General features: G+C 69.5%; 13 protein-coding genes. 1 reads left to right on the top strand and 12 read right to left on the bottom strand.

Annotation, left to right across the window (positions count from 1 at the left end; genetic code table 11):
• Positions 1 to 13 precede the first annotated feature (13 nt).
• Positions 14 to 562, top strand: coding sequence for a crossover junction endodeoxyribonuclease RuvC (gene ruvC, locus J2739_RS09350; protein ID WP_309900786.1), 549 nt, complete (start codon positions 14 to 16; stop codon positions 560 to 562).
• Positions 563 to 592: 30 nt separating this feature from the next.
• On the opposite strand, the gene J2739_RS09345 is transcribed toward ruvC, so the two are convergent.
• From J2739_RS09345 to J2739_RS09290, 12 genes are all read right to left on the bottom strand, one after another.
• Complete coding sequence (locus J2739_RS09345; protein ID WP_309900784.1) at positions 593 to 769, bottom strand: hypothetical protein; 177 nt, start codon at positions 767 to 769, stop codon at positions 593 to 595.
• A gap of 15 nt (positions 770 to 784) precedes the next feature.
• Positions 785 to 1708: a UDP-3-O-acyl-N-acetylglucosamine deacetylase gene (lpxC, locus tag J2739_RS09340; protein ID WP_309900782.1), complete on the bottom strand. Its 924-nt coding sequence runs from the start codon at positions 1706 to 1708 to the stop codon at positions 785 to 787.
• A 117-nt stretch (positions 1709 to 1825) separates the two neighbouring features.
• The gene (ftsZ, locus tag J2739_RS09335; RefSeq protein WP_309900780.1) at positions 1826 to 3031 is read right to left on the bottom strand and encodes a cell division protein FtsZ; all 1206 of its coding nucleotides are present in this window, start codon (positions 3029 to 3031) and stop codon (positions 1826 to 1828) included.
• Positions 3032 to 3188: 157 nt separating this feature from the next.
• Entirely contained in the window at positions 3189 to 4418 is a 1230-nt protein-coding gene (ftsA, locus tag J2739_RS09330) for a cell division protein FtsA (RefSeq protein WP_162578612.1), read from the bottom strand.
• A gap of 16 nt (positions 4419 to 4434) precedes the next feature.
• Positions 4435 to 5226 (bottom strand): cell division protein FtsQ/DivIB, encoded by a 792-nt coding sequence (locus J2739_RS09325; protein ID WP_309900778.1) that lies wholly within the window; start codon positions 5224 to 5226, stop codon positions 4435 to 4437.
• On the bottom strand, positions 5226 to 6197 hold the full coding sequence (locus J2739_RS09320; protein WP_309900776.1) for a D-alanine--D-alanine ligase: 972 nt from the start codon (positions 6195 to 6197) through the stop codon (positions 5226 to 5228). Before J2739_RS09320 ends, J2739_RS09325 begins: the two co-directional genes overlap by 1 nt.
• Positions 6194 to 7642, bottom strand: a complete 1449-nt coding sequence (murC, locus tag J2739_RS09315; protein WP_309900774.1) for a UDP-N-acetylmuramate--L-alanine ligase — start codon at positions 7640 to 7642, stop codon at positions 6194 to 6196. Before murC ends, J2739_RS09320 begins: the two co-directional genes overlap by 4 nt.
• Positions 7639 to 8745, bottom strand: coding sequence for an undecaprenyldiphospho-muramoylpentapeptide beta-N-acetylglucosaminyltransferase (gene murG / locus J2739_RS09310; protein ID WP_309900772.1), 1107 nt, complete (start codon positions 8743 to 8745; stop codon positions 7639 to 7641). The genes murC and murG overlap by 4 nt, the downstream gene beginning before the upstream one ends.
• A complete protein-coding gene (gene ftsW / locus J2739_RS09305; RefSeq protein ID WP_309900770.1) occupies positions 8742 to 10037 on the bottom strand; it encodes a putative lipid II flippase FtsW in 1296 nt (431 codons plus the stop codon). Before ftsW ends, murG begins: the two co-directional genes overlap by 4 nt.
• Before the next feature lie 61 nt (positions 10038 to 10098).
• Positions 10099 to 11940 carry a Mur ligase family protein gene (locus tag J2739_RS09300; protein ID WP_309900767.1) on the bottom strand — a complete coding sequence of 614 codons (1842 nt, stop codon included), beginning with the start codon at positions 11938 to 11940 and terminating at the stop codon, positions 10099 to 10101.
• Positions 11941 to 11945: 5 nt separating this feature from the next.
• Positions 11946 to 13124, bottom strand: coding sequence for a phospho-N-acetylmuramoyl-pentapeptide-transferase (gene mraY / locus J2739_RS09295; RefSeq protein ID WP_309900765.1), 1179 nt, complete (start codon positions 13122 to 13124; stop codon positions 11946 to 11948).
• 25 nt (positions 13125 to 13149) lie between these two features.
• Positions 13150 to 14604 (bottom strand): UDP-N-acetylmuramoyl-tripeptide--D-alanyl-D-alanine ligase, encoded by a 1455-nt coding sequence (locus J2739_RS09290; protein WP_309900763.1) that lies wholly within the window; start codon positions 14602 to 14604, stop codon positions 13150 to 13152.
• Between the last annotated feature and the right edge of the window lie 22 nt (positions 14605 to 14626).

The raw sequence follows: 14626 nt of genomic DNA, 5'->3' as shown, positions 1-14626 counted from the left end.
GGCACGGACCCGCATGCGCATTCTCGGCATCGACCCCGGCCTGCAGACCACCGGTTTCGGCGTGGTCGACATGGAAGGCCATGCGCTGCGTTACGTCGCCAGCGGCACCATCAGCACCCGAAGCGTGGTTCAGGGCGAGCTCCCGGCGCGGCTCAAGGTGCTGTACGACGGCATCGGCGAGATCGTGGCGCGCTACAAGCCCGACGCGGCGGCGGTCGAGATCGTGTTCGTGAACGTCAATCCGCAATCCACGCTGCTGCTCGGCCAGGCGCGCGGCGCCTGTCTCACGGCGCTGGTGACCCACGCGCTGCCGGTGGCCGAGTACACGGCGCTGCAAATGAAGCAGGCCGTCGCCGGCCATGGCCGCGCCGCGAAGGCGCAAGTGCAGGAGATGGTGCGGCGACTGCTGTCGCTGCCCGGCGTGCCCGGCAGCGATGCGGCCGACGCGCTGGGCATCGCGATCACCCATGCGCACGTCGGCAGCTCCATGGCGCGGATCGGGCAGGCCGCGGTGCTGACGCGCAGCACCAGCGGCATGTATCGGAAGGGGCGGACGCGCTAGCAGTGGCTGCTGAATGCGGAGATCGAGCCTTCAGAGCACCCGCTCGGCGATCAGCACCGCGAAGAAGCCGAAGGCCGCCAGCAGCGTCCACTTGAGCACGATCCAGCCGAAGCGCTTGTACTTGGGCTGGCCGGTCCCGGCATAGAAGGCGAAAGAAGCGCCGGCCACCAGCAGGAGCAGCAGGATGGCCCAGCGGAACAGCAGCATCGCGGCTCGTCGCGCCTACCAGGCCCGCGCGACTTCGGCGAAGCCGGCCGGCGCCTGCCGCTGGTCGTCGAAGCTGACGATCTCGTAGGCGTCCTTCTGGGCCAGCAGCTCGCGCAGCAGCTTGTTGTTGAGCCCATGGCCCGACCGGAAGGCGCTGTAGGCCGCGAGCAGCGGGCGGCCGATGACGTAGAGGTCGCCCATGGCGTCGAGGATCTTGTGCTTGACGAACTCGTCGTCGTAGCGCAACCCGCCGGCATTGAGCACCTTCGTGTCGTCCATCACGATGGCGTTGTCGAGCCCGCCGCCCAGCGCCAGGCCCTTGGAGCGCATGTATTCGACTTCCTTGGTGAAGCCGAAGGTGCGTGCGCGCGCGATGTCGCGGCTGTAGGAGCCCGAGCCCAGGTCGAATTCGAAGCGCTGGCCGCTGGCGTTGACCACGCGGTGGTCGAAATCGATCTCGAAGCTCAGCTTGTAGCCGTGGTAGGGCACGAGCCGCGCCCATTTGAGATCGTGGCCCTCGCCCTCGCGCACCTCGACCGGCCGCGTGACGCGGATGAAGCGGCGCGGCGCGTTCTGCAGCTCGATGCCCGCGCTCTGCAGCAGGAACACGAAGGACGATGCGGAACCGTCGAGGATCGGCACCTCGTCGGCCGTGATGTCGATCATCAGGTTGTCGATGCCCAGGCCCGCGCAGGCCGACATCAGGTGCTCGACGGTCTGCACCTTGGCGCCGTTGGTGGACACGGTGGAAGCCAGCCGCGTGTCGGTCACGGCCTCGGCCCGCATCGGGATCTGGACCGGCTCGGGCAGGTCGATGCGGCGGAACACGATGCCCGCATCGACCGGCGCCGGCCTGAGCGTCAGTTCGACACGCTGGCCGCTGTGCAGCCCCACGCCCACGGCGCGGGTGATGGATTTGAGGGTTCGTTGCTGGAGCACGGCAGCGATTTTAGGAGCGCGAGGCATCCGGCGCGCCGTGCGCCTCGCTATCTCCGCTATAGCCGTCATCTTGGGATCACGATGATGGATCGGGCCGCGCAACCGCTCTACGCGCCATCAATCGGCCTGCCTGCGCAGGAAAGCGGGGATCTCGATGTCGTCCATCCCGCCCGTCGACAGCGCATCCACCTTGGCCGCGGCCATGGTGCGGTTGGTGCGCCACACGCTGGGCACGGCCATGCCGTCGTAGTTGGGCTGGCTGGGGTGGCCCTGCACCGTGCCGCCGAGCGTCGGCACACTGAACGGGATGTTGTCGGTGCCGGTGCGGATCACTTCCAGCGTCGGTGCCTGGCGGCGCGCTTCCTCGCGCGACAGGCCGGTGGCGACCACGGTCACGCGCATCTCGTCGCCCAGGCTGTCGTCGTAGGCGGCACCGTAGATCACGTGCGCATCTTCCGCCGCGAAGGCGCGGATGGTGGTCATCGCCAGCTTCGACTCGCTCAGCTTCAGCGAGCCCTTCGAGGCCGTCACCAGCACCAGCACGCCCTTGGCGCCCGAGAGGTCGATGCCTTCGAGCAGCGGGCAGGCCACCGCCTGCTCGGCCGCGATGCGCGCGCGGTCGGGGCCCGAGGCCGCGGCCGTGCCCATCATGGCCTTGCCGGGCTCGCCCATCACGGTGCGCACATCCTCGAAGTCGACGTTCACGCCGCCGTACTCGTTGATGATCTCGGAGATGCCGCCGACCGCGTTCTTCAGCACGTCGTTGGCGTGCGCGAAGGCCTCGTCCTGCGTGACGTCCTCCCCCAGCACGTCGAGCAGCTTCTCGTTGAGCACGACGATCAGCGAGTCGACGTTCGCCTCCAGCTCGGCCAGGCCGGCGTCGGCGTTGGTCATGCGGCGGCCGCCTTCCCAGTCGAAGGGCTTGGTCACCACGCCCACCGTGAGGATGCCCATCTCCTTGGCCACGCGCGCGATCACGGGCGCCGCGCCGGTGCCGGTGCCGCCGCCCATGCCGGCGGTGATGAACAGCATGTGGGCGCCGTTGATGGCGCCGCGGATGTCGTCGACCGCCGCCTCGGCCGCATCGCGGCCTTTCTCGGGCTTGCTGCCCGCGCCCAGGCCGTTGGTGCCGAGCTGGATGGTCTTGTGCGCGTTGCTGCGCTGGAGCGCCTGCGCATCGGTGTTCGCGCAGATGAACTCGACCCCCTGGACGCGGCGTTCGATCATGTGCGAGACGGCGTTGCCGCCGCCGCCGCCCACGCCGATCACCTTGATCTGGGTGCCCTGGTTGAACTCTTCGATCTCGATCATTTCGATGGCCATTTCTGACTCCTTCAATTTGCAGTTGCCTTGTTTGTACGAATGGGTTGTTTTGAGGGTCACTGTCTTCGCTCCCCAGGCGGTCCGGTGCGCCGCCATCGTTCGTTGAAATGCCGAGGGGGACTGCCCCGCACGAGCCAAAGTGGTGTGCTGTTCATCGTCAGAAGTTCCCCACGATGAAGTCCTTGAAGCGCCCGAAGGCGGTCTTCACCGACCCGTTCTTCTGCGCGACCTTGAAGCCGCGCAGCCGTGCATAGCGCGCCTCCTCGAGCAGGCCCATCACGGTCGCGGCACGCGGCTGCGCGACCATGTCCGACAGCGCGCTCGAGTACTTGGGAATGCCGCGGCGCACCGGCTTCAGGAAGATGTCCTCGCCCAGCTCGACCATGCCCGGCATCACGGCGCTGCCGCCGGTCAGCACGACGCCGGAGGACAGCACCTCCTCGTAGCCCGACTCGCGCACCACCTGCTGGACCAGCGAGAAGATCTCTTCCACGCGCGGCTCGATCACGCCGGCCAGCGCCTGCTTGCTGAGCATGCGCGGGCCGCGGTCGCCCAGGCCGGGCACCTCGACCTGCGTCTCCGGGTCGGCCAGCAGCTGCTTGGCATAGCCGTTCTCGACCTTGATGTCCTCGGCGTCCTTGGTGGGCGTGCGCAGCGCCATCGCGATGTCGCTGGTGATGAGATCGCCGGCGATCGGGATCACCGCCGTGTGGCGGATCGCGCCATTGGTGAAGATCGCCACGTCGGTGGTGCCGGCGCCGATGTCGACCAGCACCACGCCCAGCTCGCGCTCGTCCTCGGTCAGCACCGCCTGGCTGGAGGCCAGCGGGTTCAGCATCAGCTGGTCGACTTCCAGGCCGCAGCGGCGCACGCACTTGATGATGTTCTCGGCCGCGCTCTGGGCGCCGGTCACGATGTGCACCTTGGCTTCGAGCCGCATGCCGCTCATGCCGATCGGCTCCTTCACGTCCTGGCCGTCGATCACGAACTCCTGCGGCTCCACCAGCAGCAGGCGCTGGTCGCTGGAGATGTTGATCGCGCGTGCGGTCTCCACCACGCGCGCCACGTCGGCCTGCGTGACTTCCTTGTCCTTGACCGCGACCATGCCGCTCGAATTGATGCCGCGGATGTGGCTGCCCGTGATGCCGGTGTAGACGCGGCTGATCTTGCAGTCGGCCATCAGCTCCGCTTCCTTGAGCGCCTGCTGGATGCTCTGCACCGTGGCGTCGATGTTGACCACCACGCCGCGCTTCAGCCCGTTGCTGGGCGCGATGCCGAGCCCCGCCAGCTTGAGCTCGCCGGTCGGCAGCACCTCGGCCACCACCGCCATCACCTTGGCGGTGCCGATATCGAGTCCGACGACCAGGTCTTTGTATTCCTTGGACATGAAGTTCCTCTGCTCTCTATTTCTTCCTGGGTGGTGGCGGCTCTGTGGTGACCGTGGTGACGCCGCGCAGCCGCAATGCATAGCCTTCGTTGTGCCGCAGGTCGGCGCCCTCGACGGCGGCGACGGTGCGCCCGTATTGCCTGGCGACCGGGGCGACCGTGACCAGGAAGCGCTGCGTGCGGGCCGCCACTTCCTCGCTGCGTCCGCGGCCCAGTTCGAGCACGGCGCCGCTATCGAGCACCACGCTCCAGCTGCCGCGGCTCGACAGCTTCAGCTGATCGATCGCCAGCTCGTAGGGCGCGAACAGCGGCTGGAGCACGCGGTACATGCCCAGCACCTGGCTGGCCTGCTCGGGCGGACCGCTGAGGCTCGGCAGGTCGTCGTCGACCTCCGCGACGTTCGCATCGAAGACTTCGCCGAAGCCGTTGATCAGCCGCGACTCGGCCTCGTCGCCCCAGTGCGCGACCGGCACGTGCTCGGTCAGCGTCGCGCGCAGCTTGTTGGGGAACTCGCGCCGCACCACTGCCTTGCGCACCCAGGGCACGGATTCGAAGGCAGCGCGCGCCTTGGCCAGGTCGACGGTGAAGAAGTTGCCCGCCAGCTGCGGCGCGACGTTGGCGCGCAGCGTGACCGCGTTGTTGTGCGTCACCTCGCCATCGACCTTGATACCGGCGAGCGGGAAGAAGGGCTGGCGCAGCACCCACCAGGCACCCGCCGCCAGCAGCACGAGCGCGAACAACGCGTACACCAGGGTCGCGGTCACGTTCATGAGCTTGACGTCGAAGGGCACGGGGATGCTATCGGCCACTAGACCTCCGCCTTCGAGTCGAGCGTGGCAGAGGCCAGCACGCGCAGGCACAAATCCTCGTAGGAGATGCCCGCCGCGCGCGCCGACATCGGCACCAGCGAATGGCTGGTCATGCCCGGCGAGGTGTTCATTTCCAGCAGGAAGGGCTTGCGGTCGCTGGCGCGGATCATCAGGTCGGCGCGGCCCCAGCCGCGGCAGCCGAGCTGGTGGTAGGCCGCCAGCGAGATGCGCCGGATCTCCTGCTCCTCCGCCTCCGGCAGGCCGCTCGGGCAGTGGTACTTCACATCGTCGGTGAAGTACTTGTTCTGGTAGTCGTAGGCGCCCTCGGGCGCGGCGATGCGCACCACCGGCAGCGCCTGCGCATTCAGCCCGCTGCCCAGCACGGCGCAGGTGACCTCCTCGCCCTCGATGAACTCCTCGCACAGGACGTCGGTGTCATAGCGCACGGCCAGGGCCACCGCGTCCTGCATCTGCCTGTCCACGTCGTTCGGGCCCTGGACCTTGGTCACGCCGATGGAGGAGCCCTCGCGCGGCGGCTTGACGATCAGCGGCAGGCCCAGTACGTCGGGCACGGCCATGATCTGCTCGCGGCTCTGCTGGTCGAAGGCCAGGCGCACATAGCGCGGCGTGGGCAGGCCGTCGGCCTGCCAGATGCGCTTGGTCATGACCTTGTCCATGGCCACGGCCGAGGCCATGACGCCCGAGCCGGTGTAGGGAATGCCCAGCAGCTCCAGCGCGCCTTGCACCGTGCCGTCCTCGCCGTGGCGGCCGTGCAGCACCACGAAGCAACGCGCGAAGCCCTCGTGCTTGAGCTCGACCAGCTCGCGCTCGGCCGGATCGAAGGCATGCGCATCGACGCCGCGCGAGCGCAGCGCCTCGAGCACGCCGGTGCCCGACATGATGGAAATCTCTCGCTCCGCCGAGGTGCCGCCGAACAGCACCGCAACCTTGCCGAAGTCCTGCGGGTTCACTGGGACCTCCCTTCGCCCATGGCGTGCCCGGTAGAAACAGAACCGCCCTGCTCGACCACCCTGGCCGGCACGGCGCCGATGGAGCCCGCGCCCATGCAGATCACGACGTCGCCGTCGCGGGCGTTGTCCAGGATCGCCTGCGGCATGGCGGCGATGTCGTCGACGAAGACGGGCTCGACCTTGCCGGCGACGCGGATCGCCCGCGCCAGCGAGCGCGCGTCGGCCGCCACGATGGGCGCTTCGCCCGCGGCGTAGACCTCGCCCAGCAGCACCGCATCGGCGCCGCCGATGACCTTGACGAAGTCCTCGAAGCAGTCGCGCGTGCGCGTGTAGCGGTGCGGCTGGAAGGCCAGCACCAGGCGGCGGCCGGGAAAGGCGCCGCGCGCGGCGGCGATGGTGGCCGCCATCTCGACCGGGTGGTGGCCGTAGTCGTCGATCAGCGTGAAGCTGCCCAGGCCTTGGGCGCCGCGCAGCTTGACGTCGCCGTAGCGCTGGAAGCGCCGCCCCACGCCCTTGAAGTCGGCCAGGCCGCGCTGCACCGCCTCGTCGGGCACGTTGAGCTCGACCGCCACCGCGATCACCGCCAGCGCATTGCGCACGTTGTGCTCGCCCGGCAGGTTGAGCACGATGTCCAGGTCGGGCAGCGTGACGCCGTTTCGCCGCTGCGCCGTGAAGTGCATCTGCTGGCCCACCGCGCGCACGTTGATCGCGCGCACCTGGGCGTCCTCGCGGAAACCATAGCTGGTGACCGGGCAGGAGACCTCGGGCACGATCTCGCGCACCGCCGGATCGTCGACGCACAGGATCGCCACGCCGTAGAAGGGCATGCGGTGCAGGAAATCGACAAAGGCCTTCTTGAGCTTTGCGAAGTCGTGCCCGTAGGTCTCCATGTGGTCGGCGTCGATGTTCGTGACCACCGCCATGACCGGCAGCAAATTCAGGAAGGAGGCGTCGGATTCGTCGGCCTCCACCACGATGTAGTCGCCGCTGCCCAGCTGCGCATTGGCGCCGGCGCTGTTGAGCCGGCCGCCGATGACGAAGGTCGGGTCCAGCCCGGCGGCGGCCAGCACGCTCGCCACCAGGCTGGTGGTGGTGGTCTTGCCGTGCGTGCCGGCAATGGCCACGCCCTGCTTGAGACGCATCAGCTCGGCCAGCATCAGCGCGCGCGGCACCACGGGAATGCGCTTCTCGCGCGCCGCCACCACCTCGGGGTTGCCGGCATGCACGGCGGTGGAGGTGACGACCGCGTCGGCACCGGCGATATGCGACGCGTCGTGGCCCACGAAGGTGCCGATGCCCAGGCCTGCGAGCCGCTTGAGCGTGGCGCTGTCGGCCAGGTCGGAGCCGGTGATCCGGTAGCCCAGGTTGAGCAGCACCTCGGCGATGCCGCTCATGCCGGAGCCGCCCACGCCGACGAAGTGGATGTGCCTGATGGCATGCTTCATACACGGCCTCCAGTCGCCGGAGCATCGACCAGCTCCTCGCAAGCCTGCACCATGACCTCGACGGCCTGGGTCTTCTGCATCGTCTTGGCCTTCACGGCGCGTTCCATGAGCGCGGGGCGCCCGGTCTTCTGTAGCAAATCGGCCAGCAATTCGGGCGTCAGTTCTGTTTGTTGAACGAGCCAGCCGCCGCCCGCGTCGACCAGGAAGCGGGCGTTGGTGGTCTGGTGGTCGTCCACGGCGGAAGGGAAAGGCACGAACAGCGCAGCCGCGCCGACGGCCGCGATCTCGGTGACGGTGCTCGCGCCGGCGCGCGCGACGATCAGGTCGGCGTCGGCATAGGCGCGCGCGGTGTCTTCGATGAAGGGGGTGAGCTCGCCTTCGACGCCGGCGGCGGCGTAGTTGGCGCGCAGCTCGTCGATCTGCCTGGCGCCGCTCTGGTGGGTGACGCTCGGACGCTGCTCCGGCGCGATGCGTGCCAGGGCCCTCGGCACCACCGCATTGAGCGCCTTGGCGCCCAGGCTGCCGCCCACCACCAGCAGCTTGAGCGGGCCGCTGCGGCCGGCGAAGCGCGCGGCCGGATCGGGCTGCGCCAGGAAGGCCGCGCGCAGCGGATTGCCAATCCATTGCGCCTTCTTCATCACGTTCGGGAAGGCGGTGTAGACGCGGTCGGCGACGCCGGCCAGGATCTTGTTGGCGAGCCCGGCCACCGAGTTCTGCTCGTGCAGCACCAGCGGCTTGTTGAGCAGCACGCTCATCATGCCGCCGGGAAAAGTGATGTAGCCGCCGAGTCCCAGCACCACGTCCGGCCGCACGCGGCGCACCACGGCCAGGCTCTGCCAGAAGGCGCGCAGCAGGCGCATGGGCAGCAGGGCCAGCGTGATCGGCCCCTTGCCGCGCACGCCGCCGAACTGCACGGGTTCGAAGGCGAAGCCGCGCGGCGGCACCAGCTTCTCTTCCATGCTGCCCGGCGCGCCCAGCCAGTGCACGCGCCAGCCACGCTCTCGCAGGGCCTCGGCCACGGCCAGGCCCGGGAAGATGTGGCCGCCCGTGCCGCCTGCCATGACGAGCGCGGTCCTGGTGAGGCGGCCCTGCGCGGCGCTCATACGCGGCCTCCACGCATGAGAACCCGGTTCTCGTAATCGATGCGCAGCACCACTGCCAGCGCGATGACGTTCATCAGGATGGCCGAGCCGCCGAAGCTCATCAGCGGCAGCGTCAGTCCCTTGGTCGGCAGCGCACCCAGGTTCACGCCCATGTTGATGAAGGTCTGGAAGCCGATCCAGATGCCGACGCCCTGTGCCACCAGGCCGGCGAAGACGCGGTCCAATGCGATGGCCTGGCGGCCTATGTGCATGATGCGGCGGGTGAGCCAGAGGAACAGGGCGATGGCCAGAAGCACGCCGACCAGCCCGAACTCCTCGCCGATCACCGCCATCAGGAAGTCGGTGTGCGCCTCGGGCAGCCAGTGCAGCTTCTCGACGCTGCCGCCCAGTCCGACGCCGAAGATCTCGCCGCGGCCGATGGCGATCAGCGAATGCGAGAGCTGGTAGCCCTTGCCCAGCGCGTGCTCCTCGCTCCACGGGTCCAGGTAGGCGAAGATGCGCTCGCGCCGCCATGGACTGCTGGCCACGATGGTGCCGAAAGCCACCACCACCAGCGCCGCGATCAGGAAGAACATGCGCGCGTTGACGCCGCCGAGGAACAGGATGCCCATCGCGATCACGGCGATCACCATGAACGCGCCCATGTCGGGCTCGGCCATCACCAGCATGCCGACCACCACCACCGCGACGCCCATGGGCAGCACGGCGCGGAAGAAGCGCTCCTTGATCTCCATCTTGCGCACCATGTAGCTGGCGGCGTAGAGGATCATCGCGAGCTTCGCCAGCTCCGAAGGCTGGAAGCGCATGAAGCCCATCGGCAGCCAGCGGCGCGCGCCGTTGACGTTGATGCCGATGTGCGGGATCAGCACCGCCATCAGCAGCAGCAGCGAAGCCACGAAGAGCCAGGGCGCGGCGCGCTCCCAGGTGCGCATCGGCACCTGGAAGGCCAGCAGCGCCGCGACGAAGGCGATCACGATCGAGGCGATGTGCCGTGTCAGGAAGTAGCTGGCGCTGTAGCCGGCGCGTGCGAAGCGCGGGTTGTCGGGCAGCGCGATGGAGGCCGAGTAGACCATCACCAGCCCCCAGGCCAGCAGCGCGACGGTCACCCAGGCCAGCGCCTGGTCGAAGCCGAGCACGCGCACCGGCGCGGCCTTGGTCTGCGTCATGCCGGCATTGCCCAGGCGCACCGGCAGGTGCATGGGCAAGGCGTCCATGCCGCTCTTGGCGCGGCTGAACCAGCCTTGCCAGAAGACGGGGCGCTTGTTGGGCGTGGCGGCGGCGTTCGCGCTCATAGGGCGACCTCCGCGCTGCGCGCTGCGGTGCGAGCCCCCTTCGGAGCGGCCAGGCGGCGGCTCATGCGCCCCCCTCCGGCAGGCCGGCATCGACGCCTGCGCCGCGCGGCGACTCGGCCCAGTCCTGCACGGCCTCGCAGAACACCGCGGCCCGGTGCGCGTAGTCCTTGAACATGTCGAAGCTGGCGCAGGCCGGCGACAGCAGCACCGCATCGCCCGGCCGGGCCTGCGCGGCCGCGAGCTTGACGGCTTCTTGCATCGACGCGGCGTGCAGCAGCGGCACGCCGGCGGACGCGAGCGCCGCCTCGATCAACGGCGCATCGCGGCCGATCAGCACCACGGCGCGTGCGTACTGACGCACCGGCGCGGCCAGCGGCGCGAAATCCTGGCCCTTGCCTTCGCCGCCGAGGATCACGACCACGCGGCGCTCCTCGCCCAGGCCGCTCAGCGCGGCGACGGTCGCGCCGACGTTCGTGCCTTTGCTGTCGTCGAAGTACTCGACCTCGTCCACGATGGCGATCGGCTCCACGCGGTGCGGCTCGCCGCGGTATTCGCGCAGGCCGTAGAGCATGGGCCCGAGCTGACAACCCGCGGCCGTGGCGAGCGCGAGCGCGGCCAATGCGTTGAGCGCGTTGTGCCGGCCGCGGATGCGCAGCGCGTCGGCCGGCATCAGGCGCTGGATGTGGATCTCTTCCTCCTCGACCGCGGCGCCGCGCTTGCGCTTCTGCGTTTCGTCGGCTTCGAGGGCGCGCACCAGCCAGGCCATGCCGTGGACGCGCTCGATGCCGTAGTCGCCGGGGCGCAGGGGCATGCCGGCGCCGAAGGTCACGACCGGGCGCGGCGACTGGCCCTTGGCCAGCTTGGCGGTCGGAGGCCGCCTGTTCCCCACGCTTCGCGCCGACGCTTCGTCGCTGCTCCCGGAGAGGGCCTTTGCGGCTTGGGACGTCCCGGCGCCGCTCATCGCCATCACCACCTCGTCCTCGCGGTTGAGCACCATGGTGCTCTTGCTGCCGAAGATGCGCGCCTTGGCAGCGGCATAGGCGGCCATGTCGCCATGCCAGTCGAGGTGGTCCTGCGTCACGTTCAGCACGGTGGCAGCGGTCGGCTCGAAGCCCTGAACGCCATCGAGCTGGAAACTGGAGAGCTCGAGCACCCACACCTCGGGCAGGGTGCCGGCGTCGATGTGCGCGGCCAGCGTGTCGAGCAAGGTGGGCCCGATGTTGCCTGCCGTGGCGACCGTCTTGCCGGCGCGCGCGACCAGCTGGCCGGTCAGCGCAGTGACGGTGGTCTTGCCGTTGGTGCCGGTCACGGCCAGCACGGCGGGCTGGTAGCCCTGGGGGGCCGGCGGAACGGGCTCGGCCGGGGGCGGCGGGGCCTCGGCATCGTCATCGTCATCGACGGCGACGGGGTCCGGCGCGGGGACGAGCTGCGGCTCGTTGGCGGCCGCGGTCTCCTCGGCAGACGGCGCTTCCGGCGTGGCGGCGGTCTGCGGCATCGCCGCCGCCGTTTGCGCCGCTTCCGGCTCGGCCGACGGCACGGCGTCCTCCGCGCGCTTGGCCACGCGCAGATCCGCCAGCGCGCGCGCGAAGAGGTCCAGTTCGCCGCCCACGGGCAGGCCCACGGCCCTGGCAGCGTCGACCACGACGGCCACCGAGGCCGGCGACAAGCCCGGCGAGCGGTACACCGCGCGCACCCCCGTGCCTTCGACCAGCGCAGCCGAGAAGGGGCCGCCGATGAAGACCGCATCGGGCAGCTCGGCGCGCAGCGCTTCGAGCTGCGGCGGCGCCTCGCGGGTGTCGGCCACCGTGAGCTTCGCTCCATGGCGCGCGCACCAGCGCGCCATGGCCAGGCCCGAGGCGCCCAGGCCCAGGATCAGCACGTGTTGGTCTTGAAGATGCCGCATCGACGTCACCGCAGCTTCAGGGTCGACAGGCCCACCAGGCACAGCAGCATGGTGATGATCCAGAAGCGCACCACGACCTGCGTCTCGCGCCAGCCGCTCTTCTCGAAGTGGTGGTGCAGCGGCGCCATCTTGAGCACGCGCCGCCCTTCACCGAAGCGCTTCTTGGTGTACTTGAAGTAGGTCACCTGCGCCATCACCGAGATCGCCTCGACCACGAAGATGCCGCCCATGACGAAGAACACGATCTCCTGGCGCACGATGACGGCGATGGTGCCGAGCGCGCCGCCCAGCGCGAGCGCACCGACGTCACCCATGAAGACCTGCGCCGGATGGGTGTTGAACCAGAGGAAGGCCAGGCCCGCACCGGCCATCGCCGAGCAGAACACCAGCAGCTCGCCCGAGCCCGGGATGTGCGGGAACAGCAGGTAGCGCGAATACACCGCGCTGCCGGTCACGTAGGCGAACACGCCCAGGGCGGAGCCGACCATCACCACCGGCATGATCGCCAGGCCGTCGAGGCCGTCGGTGAGGTTCACCGCGTTGCTGGCGCCCACGATCACCAGGTAGGTGAGGATCACGAAGCCGATGCCGCCGAGCGGATAGCTCACTTCCTTGAAGAAGGGCACCAGCAGGTTGATCTTGGGCGGGAAGTCCAGCGCGAAGCCCGAGCCCACCCAGGCGTAGAACAGTTCGAGCACGCGCCAGTTGGAGCTTTCGGAGATGCTGAAGAGCAGGTAGACGGCCGCGACCAGGCCGACCACCGACTGCCAGATGTACTTCTCGCGCGAGCGCATGCCCTCCGGGTCCTTGCGCACCACCTTGCGCCAGTCGTCGACCCAGCCGATCGTGCCGAAGCCGAGCGTGACCCACAGCACGATCCACACGAAGCGGTTCGACAGGTCGAACCACAGGAAGGTCGCGAAGGCGATCGAGAACAGCACCAGCACGCCGCCCATGGTTGGCGTGCCGCTCTTGCTCAGGTGCGTCTCCATGGCATAGCCGCGCACCGGCTGGCCGATCTTGAGCGCCGCCAGCCGGCGGATCACGTACGGCCCGGCACCCAGCCCGAGCAGCAGCGCGCTCAGTGCCGCCATCAGCGCGCGGAAGGTGAGGTACTGGAAGACGCGCAGGAAGCCGAGTTCCGGCGAGAGCGTCTGCAGCCATTGGGCGAGACTCATCAGCATGGTGCGAACGCGCACGGCACATGGATCACGGCCGGCCCTCCTTGTTGTTGTCGTTGTTCCGAGGTGCCGAAGCGGAGGCGATGGCGTTGACCACGCGCTCCATCCGCATGAAGCGCGAGCCCTTGACCAGCACGCTGGCGATGCGCGGCAGCTGCGCGAGCACCGCGGCATCGAGCGCAGCGATGTCGCCGAAGTGGCGCGCATCCGCCCCGCCGGCACGCGTGAAGGCGGTGGCGGCGTGCATCGATGCGTCGCCCAGGGCGAACAGCGACTCGATGCCGCGCTCGGCCGCCCAGGCACCGACCTCGGCGTGGAATTGCGGGCCGCGGTCGCCGACTTCGCCCATGTCGCCCAGCACCAGCAGGCGCGGACCCGGCAGGCCGCTGAGCACGTCGACGGCGGCGCGCACGGAATCGGGATTGGCGTTGTAGGTGTCGTCGACCACGGTGATGGCCCGGCCGTCCGCCAGCAGCAGCTCGCTCGCCCGCGAGCGACCCTTGACCGGCTCGAAGGCGGCGAGGCCTTCGGCGATCTTCTCCACCGACACCCCGCAGGCCAGTGCGCAGGCGACGGCCGCCAGCGCGTTCACCACGTTATGGCGCCCGGCAATGCGCAGGGTGGACCGGATCTCACCGAGCGGCGTGCGGGCCTCGAAGTGCCAGGCGCCATGCTTCCACTCGGCACGCCCGAGCGCGATGTCGGCGTCGGGCTGCTCGCCGAAGCTCAGGCAGCGCCGCGGCGCGCCCTCGTGCGCCATCTCGTTCCACAGCGCACTGAAGGCGTCGCCGTAGGGGAAGACGGCGGTGCCGTTGTCCGGCAGGGCGGCGAACACGGCGCCGTTCTCGCGCGCCACCGCCTCGACCGTGGCCATGAACTCCTGGTGCTCGCGCTGCGCGTTGTTGACCAGCCCGATGGTGGGACGCGCGATCGCCGCAAGCCGAGCGATCTCGCCCGGATGGTTCATGCCCAGCTCGACCACTGCCAGCTGGTGGCGCTCGCGCAGGCGCAGCAGGGTCAGCGGCAGGCCGATCTCGTTGTTGAGGTTGCCGATGGTGGCGAGCGCCCGGTCCACGCCTGCGGCCCGAAGGATGGAGGCGATCATCTGCGTGACCGTCGTCTTGCCGTTGCTGCCGGTGACCGCCACCAGCGGCAGGTCGAACCGGGACCGCCAGCCCGCGGCCAGGGCCCCGAGGGCGGCCAGGGTGTCGGGCACTTCCAGGCCCGGGAGGCCGGCTGCCTCGAGCCCGCGGTGGGCGATGGCCGCGGACGCGCCATGCGCCCGCGCATCGGCCAGGAAATCGTTGGCGTCGAAGCGCTCGCCCTTCAGCGCGACGAACAGGTCGCCGGCCGCCAGGGTGCGGGTGTCGGTGTGCACGCGCGAGACCGCCACGTCCGGATTGCCGACCAGGCGCGCGCCGGGAATCCAGGCCAGCGCCTGGCGAAGCGTCATCATCGGTGCTTCTTCGTGCGGCGCGCTCATTGGATCGCCTCCACGACGTGCG

Source organism: Variovorax soli, from assembly GCF_031454625.1.
Taxonomy (GTDB): Bacteria; Pseudomonadota; Gammaproteobacteria; order Burkholderiales; family Burkholderiaceae_C; genus Variovorax; species Variovorax soli_A.
The sequence above is the reverse complement of the archived record's forward strand: the minus strand, read 5'-3'. Positions and strand labels throughout refer to the sequence as shown.

Excerpts from the sequence above, each read along its gene's own strand:
- J2739_RS09345 (WP_309900784.1), bottom strand. The coding sequence starts at position 769 with ATGCTGCTGTTCCGCTGGGCCATCCTGCTGCTCCTGCTGGTGGCCGGC.
- murC (WP_309900774.1), bottom strand. The coding sequence starts at position 7,642 with ATGAAGCATGCCATCAGGCACATCCACTTCGTCGGCGTGGGCGGCTCC.
- ruvC (WP_309900786.1), top strand. The coding sequence starts at position 14 with ATGCGCATTCTCGGCATCGACCCCGGCCTGCAGACCACCGGTTTCGGC.
- mraY (WP_309900765.1), bottom strand. The coding sequence starts at position 13,124 with ATGCTGATGAGTCTCGCCCAATGGCTGCAGACGCTCTCGCCGGAACTC.
- ftsZ (WP_309900780.1), bottom strand. The coding sequence starts at position 3,031 with ATGGCCATCGAAATGATCGAGATCGAAGAGTTCAACCAGGGCACCCAG.
- ftsA (WP_162578612.1), bottom strand. The coding sequence starts at position 4,418 with ATGTCCAAGGAATACAAAGACCTGGTCGTCGGACTCGATATCGGCACC.
- ftsW (WP_309900770.1), bottom strand. The coding sequence starts at position 10,037 with ATGAGCGCGAACGCCGCCGCCACGCCCAACAAGCGCCCCGTCTTCTGG.
- murG (WP_309900772.1), bottom strand. The coding sequence starts at position 8,745 with ATGAGCGCCGCGCAGGGCCGCCTCACCAGGACCGCGCTCGTCATGGCA.
- J2739_RS09300 (WP_309900767.1), bottom strand. The coding sequence starts at position 11,940 with ATGCGGCATCTTCAAGACCAACACGTGCTGATCCTGGGCCTGGGCGCC.
- J2739_RS09290 (WP_309900763.1), bottom strand. The coding sequence starts at position 14,604 with ATGAGCGCGCCGCACGAAGAAGCACCGATGATGACGCTTCGCCAGGCG.